Raw genomic sequence first — 18,385 nt, 5'->3', positions numbered from 1 at the left:
TCAGAGCCTCGCCGAACATTGGGTTGTTGGGGGTGATGTGGACTGGTCCAAACTCTATGGGCCCAATAAGCCTCACCGCATCGCGCTTCCTGGCTATGCTTTCCAGCGCAAACGCTTCTGGCTGCCGGACGACGCCGTGGCAGCGGTTGTTCCCGCGCCAACACTGCAGCCTGTTCGACAAGGCAACGGCTGCTACGCGATAACTTTCACGGGGCAGGAACACTTTCTGGCCGATCACAAGGTTGCGGGCAAAGCGACCTTGCCGGGCGTTGCCTATCTCGAGATCGCGCGGAAGGCTGCTGAGGGCGAAGGCTTCCTTCAACCGCGTCTGCAGCAAGTTGTCTGGATGGCGCCTCTCATCGTTGAAGAGACGCTGTGCGTTCATTGTGACGTCATCAGTGGCCTTCAAGGGACTGCCCGGGTCGAGATTTCAACTCAGACGGCCGATGGCGAACGCTTGCTTCATGCTCAGATGCGGGTGAGCTCTGGCGTGGAGTCACAGGTGCAAAACCGGGACCTCGCTGCTCTGCGTAATGCGGCCAAACGCCAGATCGGAATGCGGGACATTTACGCGGCCTTCGATACGATGGGGCTGGACTACGGCGGCAGTCACCGCGTGCTGAAAGAGCTGTTCTTGCTTCCCGGAGTAACAGGTGAAACCGAAATTCTCGCACGCTTGGAGTTGCCGGATCACCTGATTTCTAGCCTCGGCGCATTTGATCTTCATCCGAGCCTGTTGGATGGCGCTCTGCAAGCCGCGATTGGTTTGACGCTGGATGAAAAAGCCAGTGGGCCCGAGACTGCAGCCCTGCCGTTTGCCATCGAGAGTGTTGACGTTTCGGGCGCCTGTGAAGCGGTGATGTGGGCCCATGTGCGCCCGCAGGCAGAGGGCGTCAGTGCTTCCAAATTGCGCAAGATGGATATTGATGTTGTTGCAGGTGATGGCAGCGTCCGTGCATCGCTGAAAGGCTTCAGCACACGGACGTTGGCTGAGCCCGTGGAAAATGAAGTCCTGCGCTTTTATCCTGTCTGGCATCCGCTTGAGATTGCTCCTATTGCCGGAGATGACCGCAGAAAGATTGTGTTGTTGGCGGCAGCGCAAACCGATCCTGAGCAACTGCAAAGGGACCTTGATGGTTGGGATTGCAGGGCGCTGGATGACAATCGGGGCCAGTCCGGTTCACAGCGCTATTCCAATCTGGCGCGTCAGGTGATGGCGATTGCCCAGAAGGAGTTGAAGGGAAGTCCACTTCTTCTGCAGCTTGTCTTTGAGAATGATGACCGGGATCAGCCGCTCAGCGGTCTCGCCGGCATGCTGCGCAGCATCGCCAAAGAACACCCGAAAATCTCGGGCCAGATTGTCTGTCTGAAGGACGCCTTCGCGGCAACAGAAGTGGCCCATGCCCTTCGCCAGGCAGCCAAAGCGCCTTCTGGTGCCGTGCTTCAGGTTCGTGCCGAAGGATTGTCGATGGAGCTTTGGCAGGAAACGGCTGCAGCGCGGGCCCCGTCTCAGATGCCGTGGGTCTCTGACGGCGTCTACCTGATTACCGGAGGCGCCGGAAAACTGGGCCGACTGTTGGCTGGAGACATCCTGAAACAGGTGCCGAACGCCACGATGGTGCTTGCCGGACGAAGGGCGCCGGGCTCAGATCTTGCACAATGGATCGAGCGACATCGCAATTTGAAGCACCTCTGCCTCGATCTGAGCGATGATGCCGCCGTGTCGCGCGCAGTCTCGGATATCCGTCGAGCTCACGGCAAGATTGATGGTGTCATTCACGCCGCCGGGGCACTGCAAGATGGGGCTTTTGCCTCCAAGACGCCCGCACAGCTTGCGGCCGTGCTGGCCCCCAAAGTCAGTGGTGTCGTCGCGCTCGACAAGGCGTTGGGTAAGGATCCCCTGGACTTCTTCGTCCTTTTTTCCTCGATTTCAGGTGCCGTCGGCAATGCGGGACAGGCGGATTATGCTGCGGCCAACAGTTTTCTGGATGGATTTGCAGCCGAACGCGAAAGGCGACGGGAAGAAGGTCATTGCCAAGGCAAAACCGTTTCGATTGCCTGGCCACTCTGGCGCGATGGTGGCATGGGGCTGGATGAAGACCAGCAAAAACTCATGCAGAAGACAACCGGACTGGTGCCGATGGAAACCCGAGCCGGTCTTGAAGCTCTTTATGCAGCAGTGAGTGGCGACGCATCGCGTATGTTGATCGCTGTCGGCAATGCTGCGAAAATCCGAAGCTTTATCAATGTATCTCTTCCCAGAGTACGGGTTGCGAACAGGCCTAATAATCCTGCAGTGGCGGCGATCACGGAAACCGCAGTGCAGACTTCACCGGTGAATGCAGCTGATCTGTACAGACATGTCCTTGTGCGGTTGTTTGAAGAAACCGGTGCGCAGCTCAAGGTCCCCTCTGATGAACTTGATCCTGATGTAGAGCTGACCGAATACGGTTTCGACTCCATCGGCTTCACTCAGTTCGCCAATCACCTGAATGATCGATTCGACCTTGATCTGACGCCGACACTTTTCTTCGAATTCCCAACTCTCGATGGTCTGGCGCGATATCTGAGTGAAGAGCAAACGGAGCATATGGCCAAGGCGCTTGGTGTTGTGCCGCAAGCTGCCACGCCTGCAACGGACACTGCTCTTCCTTTGAAAACTTCGAAGCACGCTGCTGAGATTTCAGGTTCAGTTGCGACCGATGGCGTGCAGATTTCTGATGCGTCTTCCGTCCGGCAGGATGAGGCGGTTGCCATTATCGGAATGAGTTGCCAGTTCCCCGGTGCGCCCGATGCCGATGCGTTCTGGGATGTTCTCAAGGAAGGGCGCGACTGCATTGGTGAAATACCGGCTGAGCGATGGAACTGGCGGGACTACTGGGGAGATCCGTTGTCCGAGCCTGGACGTGGCAATGTCAAATGGGGCGGCTTTATCGAGGGGATGGCCGAGTTTGATGCGTCGTTCTTTGGAATATCTGCCCCTGAAGCCCGGATGATGGACCCGCAGCAACGGCTGTTGCTGACACAGGCCTGGCGGGTGATGGAAGATGCTGGCTATGCGCCTTCCTCCCTCGGCGGGTCGAGAACCGGGGTCTTTATCGGCACGGCGGATACGGGATACAGTCGGTTGATTTCGGATGCCGGAACAGAGATTGAGGGCTATTCGATGACGGGTCTTGCCCCGTCTCTCGGGCCCAACCGCATCAGCTATTACTATGATTTTCACGGCCCCAGTGTTGCCGTCGAGACGGCCTGCTCCAGTGCCCTGATTGCCGTTCACCGGGCGGTGGAAGCCATTCGGTCCGGACATTGTCGGGCGGCCATTGCTGGCGGCATCAATGCGCTGCTTTTGCCGGAGGCCTTTGTTGGGTTCTCGAAAGCCGGCATGTTGTCGCCCGGCGGCAAGTGCAAATCTTTTTCAGCCGATGCCGACGGATACGCGCGCGGAGAAGGTGTGGGGCTGGTTTTCCTGAAGCCTCTGGCCGAAGCGGAGCGTGACGGCGATCGGGTTCTGGCGGTCATTCGTGCCAGTGCTGAAAACCATGGCGGCCACGCTGCGTCTTTGACGGCGCCGAACCCGAAAGCCCAGGCCGATCTTCTGCGGACAGCCTATGCGCAGGCTGGTTTCGATCCCCGCTCGGTCACCTATCTGGAAGCCCATGGCACCGGCACACCGCTAGGCGACCCCATTGAAGTGGAAGCGCTGAAAGCCGCCTTCGCTGATTTGGCACGGGATGCGGAAATGGCATTTGGCCCGGCACCTGAGCAGGTTTGTACGCTCGGGTCGGTCAAATCCAACATCGGCCATCTGGAATTGGCCGCAGGGGCTGCAGGACTGATCAAGGTTCTGCTTCAGATCCGCCACGGCGAGATTGCCCGCAGCCTGCATTGCGACGTCCTGAACCCTTATCTGAAATTAAAAGATAGTCCGTTTCGGGTCGCTCAATCGGGCCAGACCTGGGATCGACCTACGGATGGCGATGGCGCGACCTTGCCGAGACGCGCAGGGGTCAGCAGTTTTGGCTTCGGGGGCAGTAATGCGCATATCGTTGTGGAAGAATATGTGCCCGCACAACCCTATACTCCTCCGGCAACTTTGATGGCGGGCCCGGAACTGATCGTTCTTTCTGCAAAATCTGAAGCGCAGTTGAAGGAAGCTGCTGCTCAGTTGGCGACAGTCCTTGCCAGTTCGGAAACTGAATTAGCCCTGAGCGACATTGCCCATACGCTGCAACTCGCCCGTGATCCGATGGAGTTCCGCCTGGGTTTCCTGGCTGAAACACACGACCAGCTGCGCGAGCGTCTTCGATCCTTTGCTGACGGTAAACCGGCCGCCACACTTCACATCGGACGTGTCGCTTCGAACCGGAAGACCATCACGGTTCTGGAGACCGATAACCCATTACGGGAAGCTGCTGCCGGACTGGCATCTCGTGGCCGTGCCGATGATCTGCTGGCGCTCTGGGTCGGCGGTTTTGGCGTCGACTGGAAATCCGTTCGTCGTAACCTGTCCGGAAAGCGCATTGCCCTTCCCGGATATCCGTTTGCGAAGACCTCCTTCTGGGTTGGACAAAAAGCCGGTGCAGCGCCCCGGACACCCGATAAGTCGAGCCATCACTTTCACACCACTGTCTTCGGGACAGAGAGTTTTCTGCGAGATCATCTGGTTTTGGGCGACAAGGTCCTGCCAGGTGTGATGTGCTTTGAGTTGTTGAGTGCTGCGCTTTCACTTGCAGAAGGGCATTCAGAGGCATTCGAGCTGATCGGACATGGCTGGACTGAAGCCCTGCGGGTCGAAAATGGCCCGGTGAATATCGAAGTCACGTTCCAGATCGGGCATGGCGATGATCGGCAATACAGGATTGCGGCATCCGGGGTCGGCGGGGCGATGCAGCTTGCGCAAGGCGTGGCCCGGCCTCTTCAGGTCAATGATGTGCCACGGGTCGAGCTTGATCGTGCACGGCAAATGGCACGCAACGAAGTTGCCACGGCAACGCTGTATCGCCGCTTCGCCGATATGGGACTGCAGTATGGACCGGCTCAGCAGTCTATTAGCGGGCTGTGGCAAGGAACAGACCGTGTTGTTGCGCGCCTGACCTTACCCGAGGCGGCGGATCGAGACTTGGCCTTGAATCCGGCGATACTGGATGGCGCGCTGCAGGCGGTTCTGGCTTTGCAGGATGATATCGCCGGCTCGTTGGCTCTGCCTTTCTCAGTGCGTCGGGTTCAGGTGTTCGGCAAGACTGTTGGTGATATGTGGGCGGTTCTTGTGGCAGGAGACAGCGGCATTTCTGTCGATATCTGCGATGAACAGGGGTGGGTAAAGGTTCGCCTCGAGGATTTCACAGCCAGAAATGTGGAGGCGCACAGTTCCGGCATCGCCTCGGGGCAAAGCCAGGCCTTGAGCGCTGTGGACCGAACAGCCAAAACACTTGAGCTGGTGACGGACATTGCGGCACAGACGCTGGAGGTTGAACCGTCAGAATTGGACGTTGAGGCGGAACTGGGTGACTTCGGCTTCGATTCCATCACGATGACCGCCTTTTCATCCCGCATTAACGCCGGGTTGGGCCTTGCCCTGACCCCGGCGGACTTCTTTGAATTCTCCTCTCTTTCCAGGTTGGCAGATCACATTGCCGATGACCTGACGGATGAGCAGCTGGGGGTGACGACAGCCTCCGCCCACCCGTTTGTTGGCAAGACGACTGTCGCAGCGTCACGCAGCGCTGAACGTGTTTGGACTGAAAGCCCTGCATCTGGCGAGCAACTGGAAAACCGGGCGCCTGGGAATGACGATCCTATCGTTATTGTGGGCTACAGCGGTGCGTTCCCTCTGGCTCGTGACCTGGACGCGTTCTGGGCGAACCTGATTGCTGGGCGGGACTGTATCAGCCGCATACCTGAGGACCGCTGGAACTGGCGGGCAATTGACGGTGACCCGAAGCAACACTCGGGCAAAACCAATATCCATTGGGGTGGATTTAACGAAGGGGTTTTCGAATTCGATCCGCTCTTCTTCAATATATCGCCGCGTGAAGCAAAGCTGATGGACCCGCAGCAGCGGCTTATGCTGCTCCACGCCTGGAAGGCGATTGAAGATGCAGGTCATTCTCCAAAGAGCCTTGCTGGCCAGAAAGTCGGGGTTTTCGTCGGAACTTCTTCGAGTGGATATGACGGAGCTTTTGGCGACGATACGGGAAGTGAAGGGTATGTTGCGACGGGGTCGGTTGCGTCAGTCGGCCCGAACCGGATCAGTTATTTTCTGGATTTGCACGGACCGAGTGAGCCGGTGGAAACGGCTTGCTCGAGTTCTCTGGTCGCGCTGCACCGGGCCATTCAGGCGATTGAAGCTGGCGACTGTGACATGGCACTGGTCGGCGGGGTCAATACGATCCTCACACCAGATGCTCATATCAATTTTGCCAAGGCCGGGATGTTGTCACCGGATGGACGCTGCAAGACCTTCTCGGATAAGGCGAATGGCTATGTGCGCGGCGAGGGCGCTGGCATGTTGTTCCTGCGCCGCCGGTCGGACGCAGTCAAGGACGGTGACCCAATTCTGGCCAATGTGCTTGCAACGGCGATCAACCATGGTGGCCATGCCAATTCGCTGACGGCTCCCAACACCCAGGCACAGGCTGATTTGCTGATAGCGGCTTACAAAAAAGCCGGGATCGACCCTCGCACCATTGGCTATATTGAGGTGCATGGCACGGGAACGGCGCTGGGGGATCCGGTTGAGATCAATGCTCTGAAGTCAGCCTTGGCGAATCTGCCTGAAACCACGATTGAGTTTGCAGGACAGGGCATAGGCCTTGGATCGGTCAAAACCAATATTGGGCACTTGGAACTGGCCGCAGGCGTTGCCGGGATTATCAAGGTCCTTATGCAGCTGCAACACAAACAACTTGCCCCAAGCCTGCACTGTGAAAAGATCAATCCTTATATTGATCTGAACGGAACGCCGTTCCGGATTGTTCGCAATGCACAGACCTGGGAGCCTGTCCGCGACAGCAGAGGTAGCATTGTGCCGCTTCGAGCCGGGGTTAGCAGCTTTGGCTTCGGCGGGGTGAATGCGCATGCAGTGCTTGAGGAGCACCAACCGAATTCAGGTGACACGCCTGCTTCTACAAAAATGCCATCTGTTGGGCCGTTGCTTTATCCCCTGTCAGCCAGGGATGCGACGCGGTTGCGGGACGTCGCAGGTAATCTGGTGGCGTTTCTGGAAGATGCGGCAGCAGGGTCTATCGATCCGGAAGATCTGGCATTCACGCTTCAGGTCGGACGCGCGCCCCTGAACGAGCGGCTGGCGATCGTTGCCGGATCGGTTGAGGAGTTCGCCGAACGCCTGAGGACGTTTCTGGTGCAGGGATCTGGAACAGGTTCTGCATCTGGCATCTGGCAGGGAAGGGTTGCTCCAGGCCGGGAAGGACAGAAGGATAACGAGACTTCAGCGAGCCTGGCGGATCTGGCAAGACGTTGGGTGATTGGCGGCCAAGTTGCTTGGGGCAAGCTGACAGCCGGACCACACAAGCGTCTTCGCCTGCCAACATATCCATTCGCACGGGATGTTTACCGGGTTGGACCCGGTCTGGCCGAAAAAACCGCTTCAGAGCGGCCTTCTGATGCATCTGCAAACAACTGTTTCCAGACCGTTCTTGATGCAGACGCTTTCTATCTGCGCGATCACAGGATCCATGGCGAACGCATTCTACCCGGCGCCATGAGCCTGGCACTGGCGTGCGAGGCTGGGCTGGAGAAGACAAGCAAGGCCAATCCGGTTCTGAGGTTTTCAAATCTGACATGGCGCACGCCAGTTGAACTCGATGCCGGCAAGATGCGTGTTCAGATTCCTCTCATGCAGATCGCTGAGGAAGCCTGGTCGCTCAGCCTGATGTCGGGAGATGAGGCACAGACCGAGCATATGCGTTGCGAGCTGCGCACGGAGGAGCCGGCCTCGGAGCAACCACAGATTCTGCTCGATGATTTGCAGCAGGATTGTCAGACCGAACACGATCCTGATTGGCTCTATGCCAGCTATTCGGTTCTCGGCATTGAGTATGGGCCGGCCTTCCGGGCAATCCGGCAGGTGACATCCGGCGTGCAGGGCGTTCTGGCGAAGCTTCAGCTCCCTCAGGCAGCCGTGCGGGAGAACCACTCCTATGGGCTTCACCCCAGCCTGATGGATGCGGCGTTTCATGCTGCTCTGGTGCTGTTTTCCGAAGATGATGAGAGTGTTCTGGCTCTGCCTTATGGCATCGAGAACATCGTGGTGTTCGGTGAGACGGTTGAGACGATGTGGGCGCATCTCAGGGCGCGCCCCTCGGGCAGCGGACTGCGCAAGCTGGATATTGATCTGGCCGATGAGACCGGCAAAGTCCTCGTGCGCATTGAGGGTTTCAGCCTGCGTCTCCTCAAGCAACAGGGCCCGGCGTCTGATCGCTCAAGGTCTATTACTTCGGCACCTAAAACGCCGGACAAAGCAGCGGTCGAGCGGTATTTCGTCACTCTGGTGGCGCGGGAGACCGAGATTGAGGCTTCCGTCATTTCGCTCGCAGCGCCGCTTGAAGATTACGGCATCGACTCCATCCTGATCACGCGCATGACCGACGAACTGGAGCGCGACTTTGGGACCTTGCCGAAAACGCTGTTTTTCGAACACCAGACACTTGGCTCCCTGATTGATCATTTCAGTGCCCATCATGCCGACGCGCTGACGTCTCTCCTCGGATCAGGGACGGAAGGATCGTCACCAGCGCTGCCTGCTGCTGTCCGGGTTCCGCAAAAGACCGAACGCGCAGCCATGAACGAGCCAATCGCGATCATCGGCCTGGCGGGGCGCTATCCGGGGGGGCGAACGCTGGACGAGTTCTGGCAGAACCTGGCAAACGGGGCTGACAGCATCTCCGAGATTCCTGGCGATCGATGGGACCACAGTCTCTACTTTGATCCTGAGCGTAAACCCGGCAAGACGACCAGCAAATGGGGGGGCTTTGTCGACGGGCACGATCGTTTCGACCCGTTGTTTTTCAACATTGCTCCGCGCGAAGCCCAGTTCATGGACCCGCAGGAGCGTCTGTTCCTGCAATGCGCCTGGGAAGTGCTGGAAGATTCTGGCTACACAAGGTCCAATGTGGCGCCCAGCGCAGCAGATGGACTGAGTGGCGGTGATGTCGGTGTTTTCGCCGGTGTCATGTGGGAAGAATATCAACTTTACGGCCCTGAACGCAGCGCTCAGGGACAATCGCTGTCGATCACTGGTAATCCAGCCTCCATTGCCAACCGCGTTTCCTACTTTCTCAATTTTCATGGGCCGAGCATTGCCGTCGACAGCATGTGTTCATCATCCCTGACGGCGATCCATCTTGCCTGCGAAAGCCTGAGAGCGGGTGGCTGTTCCGTGGCTTTGGCAGGCGGGGTCAATCTGACGCCGCACCCCAACAAGTATGTTGCCCTTTCCCAGAGCCGTTTTCTGTCATCGACAGGCCGTTGTGAAAGTTTTGGCGAGGGCGGGGATGGGTATGTTCCGGCAGAAGGCGTGGGCGCGGTTCTGTTGAAGCCCCTGAGCCAGGCTGAAGCGGATGGTGACCGGATCTATGGCGTTATCCTCGGGTCTGCGCTTAATCATGGCGGCAAAACCAACGGTTACACGGTTCCCAATCCGGCGGCGCAAGCATCGGTGATTGAGAAAGCCATCAGACACGCTGGCGTTCAGCCGCATGATATCAGTTACATTGAAGCACATGGCACGGGCACAAGTCTGGGTGACCCCATAGAGATCGCTGCGCTGAAGAGTGTTTTCGCACATGGGCCACAAACCGAGCGCCGCTGTTCCATCGGATCGGTCAAATCGAACATCGGACATGCGGAGAGCGCAGCCGGGATTGTGGGACTGACCAAAGTTTTGTTGCAGATGAAGCATGGGCGCCTCGTGCCATCGCTGCACTCCGGAACGACCAATCCGAACATTGATTTTGAGGCGACACCCTTCAAGGTCCAGCAGCAGCTTGAGCCCTGGGCGAGGGAAGAGCGTTCGGGCCAGTCGTCACAGCGGATCGCAGGGCTATCGTCTTTCGGAGCAGGGGGCTCCAATGCTCACTTTATTCTTGGCGAATACGAAGGGACGTCATCTGCAGCTCTGCCACCACGGACCGAGATTTTCCCATTCTCTGCCCGCAGCGCCGAGCAGTTGCAGGCGGTTCTCCGGAATGTCCACCAAGCTTTGCTGGGACTGGATGCTGCACAACTGCCTTCCGTCGCCCATACGTTGCAGCAGGGACGTGAGGCCTTCGAAGAACGCCTGGCGATCATCGCAGATGGTCGCTTGGATCTCATTGCCAAGCTTGAGCGTGTGTTGGCGGAGCAGACGGGTGTCTCGGGCGTTTTCAAGGGAACCGCGCCGCATAAACGACCATTGGCAAACCTTGCCGGGCCGCTCGGCACCATAGCTGACGCTTGGGTGCAGGGGGCGAGCGTCGATTGGGCCGCTTTGCGAAAAGGACCCAAGCCTCAACCGGTCAGCCTGCCGACATACCCCTTTGCCGAAGACTATTGTTGGCTGCCGGAAATGGACGCACAGCCGACCTCAACGCCGCCGGCCAAGGCTTCAGATATACAGTTGCCGCTCATATTGACGCCTGTCTGGCAGGACAAGCCGATCATGACACCTGACCCTGTTACGGCTGGTCAGCGGACGGTGGTCCTGTGCGGGTGCTTGTCGCGTAACGGCCATCTGGCGGGGCAATTGTCAGCTTCTGGCGTAGATGTTGTTCGTCTGACTGCACCAGATGAGACCGTCGACAAACAGTACGCATATTATGCGGTCAGACTGCTGGATCTTCTGAAGCAACCAGCAGCCCAGCCTTCGCAGAGCCGAACTTTCCAGGTCGTTGTTTCAGGGCAGGGCGACGATGCCTTGCTGGAAGGGCTGGGCGGACTGTTGCGCTGTGCCGCACTGGAGCAGGGGGAACTCTCCTGCCAGATCATTGTGGCTGAGGGCACACAGGACGCGCTGGCCGACAAGATTGCGCAAGATGCAATGCATGCTCGTGACGAGCAGACTGTCCTCTACAGAGACAACCATCGGCATATCAGGCGCTGGCAAGAGCTTGTGACCCGTCGCCCAGCGACGGCATCGCAGTGGAGCGATAACGGCGTTTATCTTCTGACCGGCGGCGCGGGGGGGCTCGGCCTGCATGTGGCGCGGGCAATCGCTGAAGCTGCTCATCATCCGAAACTGTGGCTTTCAGGTCGCTCTGCATTGAAGGCAGAAACCCATGATCTGTTGGTCGAGCTTGAAGGACTTGGCGCAACCGTCAGATATCGGCAGGTGGATGTTACCAACCTTGCTGCGGTCTCAGACCTTCTGGACGAAATCGAAACCGCCGATGGGGCTCTGAATGGCGTCATTCACGGAGCGGGGCTGACGCGAGACGGACTGATCCAGACGAAGACTGAGCAAACGCTGCGAGAGGTCCTGGCTCCGAAAGTCACCGGAGTCTGTGTGCTCGATGAAGCACTTGGCAACCGGCGTCTGGATTTCCTGCTGTTGTTTGCGTCCGCTGCAGGGGCACTCGGCAATCCGGGCCAGTCCGACTACGCAGCCGCAAACGCGTTTCTTGATCGGTTCGCGGTTGAACGGAACACGCGTCTTCAGGCCGGTCGTTGTGGTGGCACTACGATTGCCGTTGACTGGCCTTACTGGCGCGATGGCGGCATGGAGATGGATGCCCGCACGATCAGTATGATGGAGCGTCAAGCCGGTGTTCGTCCGCTCGACACCGGGCCTGGGCTGGCCGCGTTGAACACCATTCTGGCAAGGCGCGACCCTCAGGTTCTGGTGCTCGAAGGGGATCACCAGAGACTGCGGGAGATGGTGCAGCCCGTTTCACCATTGCCAATCTCCAAGCCTGCCGTTACGCAGCAAGCATCAGATCTTGTCAAAAGGTCCGAACTGCAGAGTGCCAGCGGACATCGCGAGGAGATCCTCGCCAAGATCAAAGTCTGTTTTTCCAGATGTCTTGGCGTTCCCGTCACCCAGCTGACGACCGACGACACGATTGACCGCTTCGGAGTGGATTCCGTCTCGGCATTGGAAGTCATTGAGGCGCTTGAAGAGTTCTTTGGGTCGTTGCCACAGACCATCCTGTTTGAAGTGCAGACGCTCGGTGGGCTGGCGGATGAGCTGATCGAACGCGGTGCGGCTGCCGCAGCTGTCTCGCCCGAAGCTCCGGATTCCCCGACAAATGCTGCCATGACGCAGATCTCTGCCCCTGAGACGATCACACCGCAGCCGTCTGGAGGCAGTGTCGGCGATATCGCGATCATTGCGGCTGCCGGCCGATTTCCGGGCGCCGATACCATCGAAGACTTTGCTGACGTTCTGAAGCAAGGTCGGGATTGCATTACAGAGATCCCGGCCGAGCGAGCCGAACTGATGCCACGGTTTTCGCCCCGCAAAGGCGAGCCTGACAGCAGTTACTGCAAGTGGGGCGGCTTCCTTTCGGATGTTGATCGCTTTGATGCAGAGTTCTTTGGCTACGCCCCCAAAGCGGCAGATCTGGCTGATCCACAAGAACGGCTCTTTCTGGAAACGACCTGGCACCTTCTGGAGCGCGCTGGGCATACACGCAAGCATCTGGCCAAGCATTATGGCAAGCGCATTGGTGTGTTCGCCGGGGCGATGTATCAGCAGTATTCCGGCGTTACCGACGATGAGGGAACCAGAAAGCAGCTGGCCCTGACTTCTTATTCCAGCGTCGTCAATCGGGTCTCGTTCTTCTTTGATTTGCAGGGACCCAGCGTCGCTGTGGACAGCATGTGTTCTTCCGGTCTGCAGGCGGTTCACCAGGCGTGCCAAAGTCTCAAAAGCGGCGAATGCAAGCTGGCCATTGCTGGTGGGGTCAACCTGACGCTTCACCCGGCAAAATACGAAGTTCTGAGCCGAGCAGGACTTGTCGGAAGTCACCCAGACAGCCGAGCTTTTTCAGGCGGTGACGGGTATCTGCCGGCAGAGGCCGTCGGTGCGGTTCTCTTGAAGCCCTTGGCGGATGCCTTGAAGGACGGGGATCAAATCCTTGGCGTCATCAAGGGCAGTCTTGCAAATCACGGCGGTCATTCGGCTGGCTACGGCGTTCCCAATGTCGATGCTCAGGTCGGGTTGCTGGAGGAGGCTTTCGCAGCGTCCGGTATCGACCCTGCGACGATTGGATATGTCGAGGCGGCTGCGACGGGCTCCCGGATTGGCGATGCTATTGAGCTGCGGGCGCTCACAAAGGTGTATGCCGACCAGACGAAACGACAAACATTGCCTTCGATCGGTTCAGTCAAAACCCAGATCGGTCACGCGGAAGCCGCATCAGGACTGGCTCAACTCATCAAGGTGTTGTTGCAGTTCGAACATCAGGAGCTGTTTCCCTCAACTGGATTTGGATCCGCAGCAACCCTTGGTCTGTTCCATGGAACGCCATTTCGGCCCCAAGCTCACTTGGCCCCTTGGAGGGTGCAGGAGGTTGCGGGACAGATGATCCCACGTCGGGCCGCCATCAGCTCGTTCGGTGCTGGCGGGTCGAATGTTCATTTGATCCTGGAGGAAGGCCCGGTTGCGCCGCAGACGGAACGGCACTCAGAAGAGGCCCGGCCAAGGCAGTTTCCGGTCTCCGCCAGGACGCCAGAGCAGCTTTTGCTATTGCGTGAGCGTCTGGCAGCCTATGTGCGTTCAGCTGAACCGCTTTCGATGGCTGCTTTATCGCGCACGCTGCGAACAGGTCGAGAGCCTTTTGCCTGCGCTCTCATGATCGTCGCCTCCACACGTGAAGAGTTGTTGGTGAAGCTGGAAGATAACGATCTTTTGGCGGACCAGTCTTGTATCGCAGCGGACTGGGCGGACGAGGATGACGGCTCCGGGGCAATGCTGATCCTGCCGGAATATCCCTTCGCCCGCGAGAGACATTGGCTGCCGCAATCGTCCGACGGCAAGCCAACCCTGCCTTCACCTCACGCGGTCAAAGACTTAAGCGAGCAGGTGGTAGACGGCCAACCGGGGCCGGTCGATGCAGGCGAAACTCTGCCGTTTATCAAGGGGCTGCTTGCGGGAGAACTTGGATGCAGGCCGGATGAATTCGACGTCGATGCCTCTCTGGCCAATCTCGGTCTGGAATCCATGGGTCACATGCGGTTGGCTTATGCGATCGAGGAGAAGTTCGGTCTGAGCTTGTCTGAGCAACCATTCGATGCGCAAACCACCCTTCAATCGCTGGCGGCGTTCATTGACATCAGCGTTGACCAACCCTGCCGTCCTGAAGAGGTGGTCGTTGAAAGGCAGTGTCCTTCGGGGGAGTTCCGGGCTCCCATGAGCGAAACCCAGAAGGGGCTGTGGGTTCTTCAATCGCTGTATCCCGAGGACAGCACCTACAATGTTCCGTTGGCTTTCAAATGTCAGGCTTTGGACAATATTGCCTTGCAAAAGGCTGCGGACTGGCTGATCGGTGCCTATCCAATCCTTGGTGCCCAGGTGGTCGACGACGGAGAAGAGCCCGTCCTGTCATCCGGGCTCGGCTGCTCCGCACTCGAGACCGTAGCGCTGCCCAAGGAAGTTGAAGCGCGCGAGTTCGTGAGCCAACGGGTGCAAATGCCATTCGATCTAAGTACAAATGTCTTCAGGATCGAACGCTTTTTCGGCGGTTCATTGGCTCCCAACGAGAGCATTGTCGTTCTGACGGCCCATCATCTTGTTATCGACGGTGTCTCTTCAGCGGTCATCTCTCGCAAGTTTTGGGATGCTTATCGTCACTATGCCGACTCGGCGGCGGTGCCAACGTCACCGGCTGGCGCGGATTATGCCGATTTTGTCGCGTGGGAAACCAGTTTCATCAGGTCAGAAGACGGGCAGGCGCAGAAGCAGTATTGGCTTGAAAAACTTTCAGGTTACACCCGCGATCTCCGGATCGCCGACGCGAGTGCGGTGGGGGCGGACAAGCTGCCACATGGACAGACTGCAGAACACAAGTTGTCATCCAGCGTCAGTGTCCGTGTGCTTGAAGCCGCAAGGACGCTGGGGATCAGTCCGGCTGCATTTTATCTGACCGTCTTTTCGGTGTTGCTCTATCGCTACTCGGGCGATGAGGACCTTGTCATTGGTGTTCCAACGCTGCGCCGCCCGGCAGGTCGTTTTGCCGAGACAGTCGGTTACTGCGCCAACATGATTGCGATGCGCATCGGCGTTGACCCAGAGAAAACCTTCAATGAGTTCTGTAGGTCCATCGCCACGGATTTTGCCGACGGCCTGAAACAGAGTGATTTCCCCTTTGCGGCAATTGCCAGAGAGATTGGTGGGACTGAGACCGGTGCCGTGCCCTATCAAGTCACCTTCGCCTATCAGAATTTCGCACAGGGAAACGACGAACCTGCGGTGTTTTCAGAGGGCAAGGTCGTGCTTATCCCTGAAATTCGTCAGGTAGGTGGGGAAGACCTCGGACTTGAAGTTCAGCATAATTCTGAAGGTTCGCTTCTTATCGCCACCTACGATTCCAATCGTTATTCGCGCGAGTTCATCAGACGGTTGTTTGGGCATTTCAACCAGCTTCTGGAAGGGGCGCTTGAACAGTCTGAAATGCCTCTGTCCAAACTGCCATTGCTGACCAAGGCCGAAGCCGAGCGGGCAATGAACTACTGGAACACCAGTGGTCGGGGTGAAGAGGCAGGTCCAGCGGTTCATGAACTGATTTTTGCAAACGCCAGAAAGATGGGATCATCGCTTGCGGTCGCAGATGGTCAGAAAAACCTTAGTTACAAGGCGTTAGCTGCACGATGCAAAAAAATCGCGTTGGTGCTCAACAAGGCGCATGTGCAGCCCGGGGACCGGGTGGGCGTTGTCCTCGGCCGGGAGACTGATGGGATTGCCACTATGCTGGCGGTGCTCAGCATGGGTGCGGTTTGGGTGCCGATTGATACGGACTATCCTGACGAACGCATCGGCTACATCTTGAAAGACGCCGGATGCACGACCGTCGTTTCAAGCGGCCAACTTGCAAAACGGCTTGAGGGACTGGCGAGCACCAGCACAAAGATCATCGATCTGGAGAAGAACCAGTCCGGGTTGCTGGACCGTTTTGCCGGGCACCCTAAACGTGCGGTTCTCAGCACAGACCCTGCCTATATCATCTATACGTCGGGCTCGACCGGAGCTCCGAAAGGCGTTGTGGTCTCACATGGCGCCTTGTCCGGCCATGTCAGGGTCATCTCAACGGAATATGGCCTCAGCATCAGCGATGTCGTGCTGCAATTCGCACCGACGGCTGTCGACACGGCAATTGAGCAGATCCTGCCTGTTCTGGTGACAGGTGGAAGGCTGGTGCTCCGGCCGACTGAACTGTTATCGGCTGACGGCTTTCTGAAGTTCCTGAGAGACGCTGCGATAACAGTCGCAGATCTCCCCCCGGTCTATCTGTATGAGGTCTTGCGGTCGTGGACACGCAGTCGCACCGATCTTTCAGAACTGGATCTACGGCTGATGATTGTCGGTGGTGAGGTCCTGACGCCGGAACTCGCCAAGGAATGGCACACGAGCGGACTAAGTCGCATCAGACTGGTCAATGCCTACGGACCAACCGAAGCGACGATCACCGCGCTGGTCCACACTGTAAAGCCTCTTGATCTGGCCCCCTCCGTCAGTCGGGGGCAAACCATTCCGATTGGCCGCCCTCTGCCTGGAACCGAGGTCTATATCCTTGATCCAGATGGTAATATCGTGCCCGATGGTATTGTCGGGGAGCTGCACCTTGGCGGTGATCGACTGGCAATCGGCTATCATGAGCGCAGGGATGTGACCGCCGAAAAATTCAGGGATCATAAGATCGGGCATAAGACTGTGCGGTTGTACGGCACCGGAGATCTGGCCTGTTATCTTTACAACAGCGGCGGCGTCATTGCCTTTCGGGGCAGGGTCGATGATCAGGTCAAGATCCGCGGACACAGAGTTGAACTTGCTGAAATCGAGGCGGCAGTTCAGGCTGGTGGTGTTGCGGAAGCAGCCGTTGTCGGCAAACGCAAGAGATCCGGCGAAATTGCTCTAACGGCCTATGTTGGCGAGCCTGAGCTCTCATATGACGAAGACCGGTTGCGTCAGCATCTGGCAGCACGCCTACCTGAACACATGATGCCGTCCAATTGGGTTCGTCTCGACAATCTGCCCAAAACGGCGAGTGGCAAGATTGACCGCAAATCCTTGAGCGCATCAAAAGCTCCTGCCCCGCAGTTAAGGACTCAAGGCCCTGCACCGAGAGACCAGCATGAACAAGATGTTCTGGTACTCTGGCGTGAGGTTCTGGATCTTGCGGCGGAAGAACATCTTGCCATCGACAGCGACTTTGCGGACGCCGGAGGCCACAGCCTTCTGACGATCCGGCTGTTGAACGGTCTTAAGGAGAGCTTCAATTGCAGCCTTTCGGTGCGGGACCTGGCACATGCCAGAACCATCACTGCGCAGGCGCAGCTGTTGCGTGCACGTGGTGCGGTGGCCAGTGGCAGGCAGCGGGTTTCCCTAGCGTCAGGCAACGCGTCTTCTTCGCTTGTCGTATCGTTGAGCCAGACGGCGCCTGAAGTCGGAGGGGCAAACGCTCGACCAATTTGTCTGTTTCATCCAGTCAGCGGGATGCTTGGCTGTTATCAGGAGATGGTCGAGGTTCTGAGTGCGCACCGATCCGTTCTTGGCCTAAGAGCTATGGGACTGGAGGCGGAAGAAGACATTTCAGCCCGATCAATCGACGATCTTGCCGAGGCGTATTGCGGTCAAATTCGAGTGGCCCAACCGCAAGGCCCTTACACTTTGTGCGGTTGGTCTTTTGGGGGCGTCGTTGCCTATGAAGTCGCGTGCAAACTGATCTCGCTTGGAGCTGAGGTGGCCTCCCTTGTCTTGATTGACAGTTTTACTCCTGCTGACGTGCGGAGGGCCGAGAATACCTCAGGCCGCTCGGAAGCCGCTCTTATCGAGGACTGTAAATCGGCTTTCTTGCGTGACCTTTTTGGCGTGGATGTCGCATTGCTGCCCGGTGAGGATGTCGTCGAGAAAGCAATGATTTTGCCTCAACTGGATGTGATGCTTCCTGGCATACAGAGCGGTGAGCTGAACCGCCTTTATCGGGTGTTTGAAGAACATTTTCGGGCTTTTCATAGGCATAGACTCCGCCCCTCGGATGTTCCCCTGACACTTGTCCGGGCTACCGAAAGTCTCTCCGCAGGTCATGTTGCCGGGTGGGGTGTTGTGACGAGCGGAGCGGTGGAGGAAATTCATGTCGCTGGGGATCATTACAGCCTTTTGAGGCATCCGGCGCTCGGGTCCTGGCTTTCTCAGGCGTTTGATCAAGGGCGAGACGGCGACTCGTGTTGA

General features: G+C 57.9%; 1 protein-coding gene (only partly in view). It reads left to right on the top strand.

Features of this window, described 5'->3' with window-relative positions; genetic code table 11:
- On the top strand, nucleotides 1–18,385 hold the 3' portion of the coding sequence (locus J0X15_RS03510; RefSeq protein ID WP_206938218.1) for a non-ribosomal peptide synthetase. It extends 2,294 nt beyond the left edge of the window; only the last 18,385 of its 20,679 coding nucleotides appear in the window; its start codon lies beyond the left edge, outside the window; it ends in the stop codon at nucleotides 18,383–18,385.

The organism is Roseibium limicola (assembly GCF_017313085.1).
Taxonomy (GTDB): domain Bacteria; phylum Pseudomonadota; class Alphaproteobacteria; order Rhizobiales; family Stappiaceae; genus Roseibium; species Roseibium limicola.
Note: the sequence above shows the minus strand (reverse complement) of the source record. Positions and strands in the feature narration are given on the sequence as shown.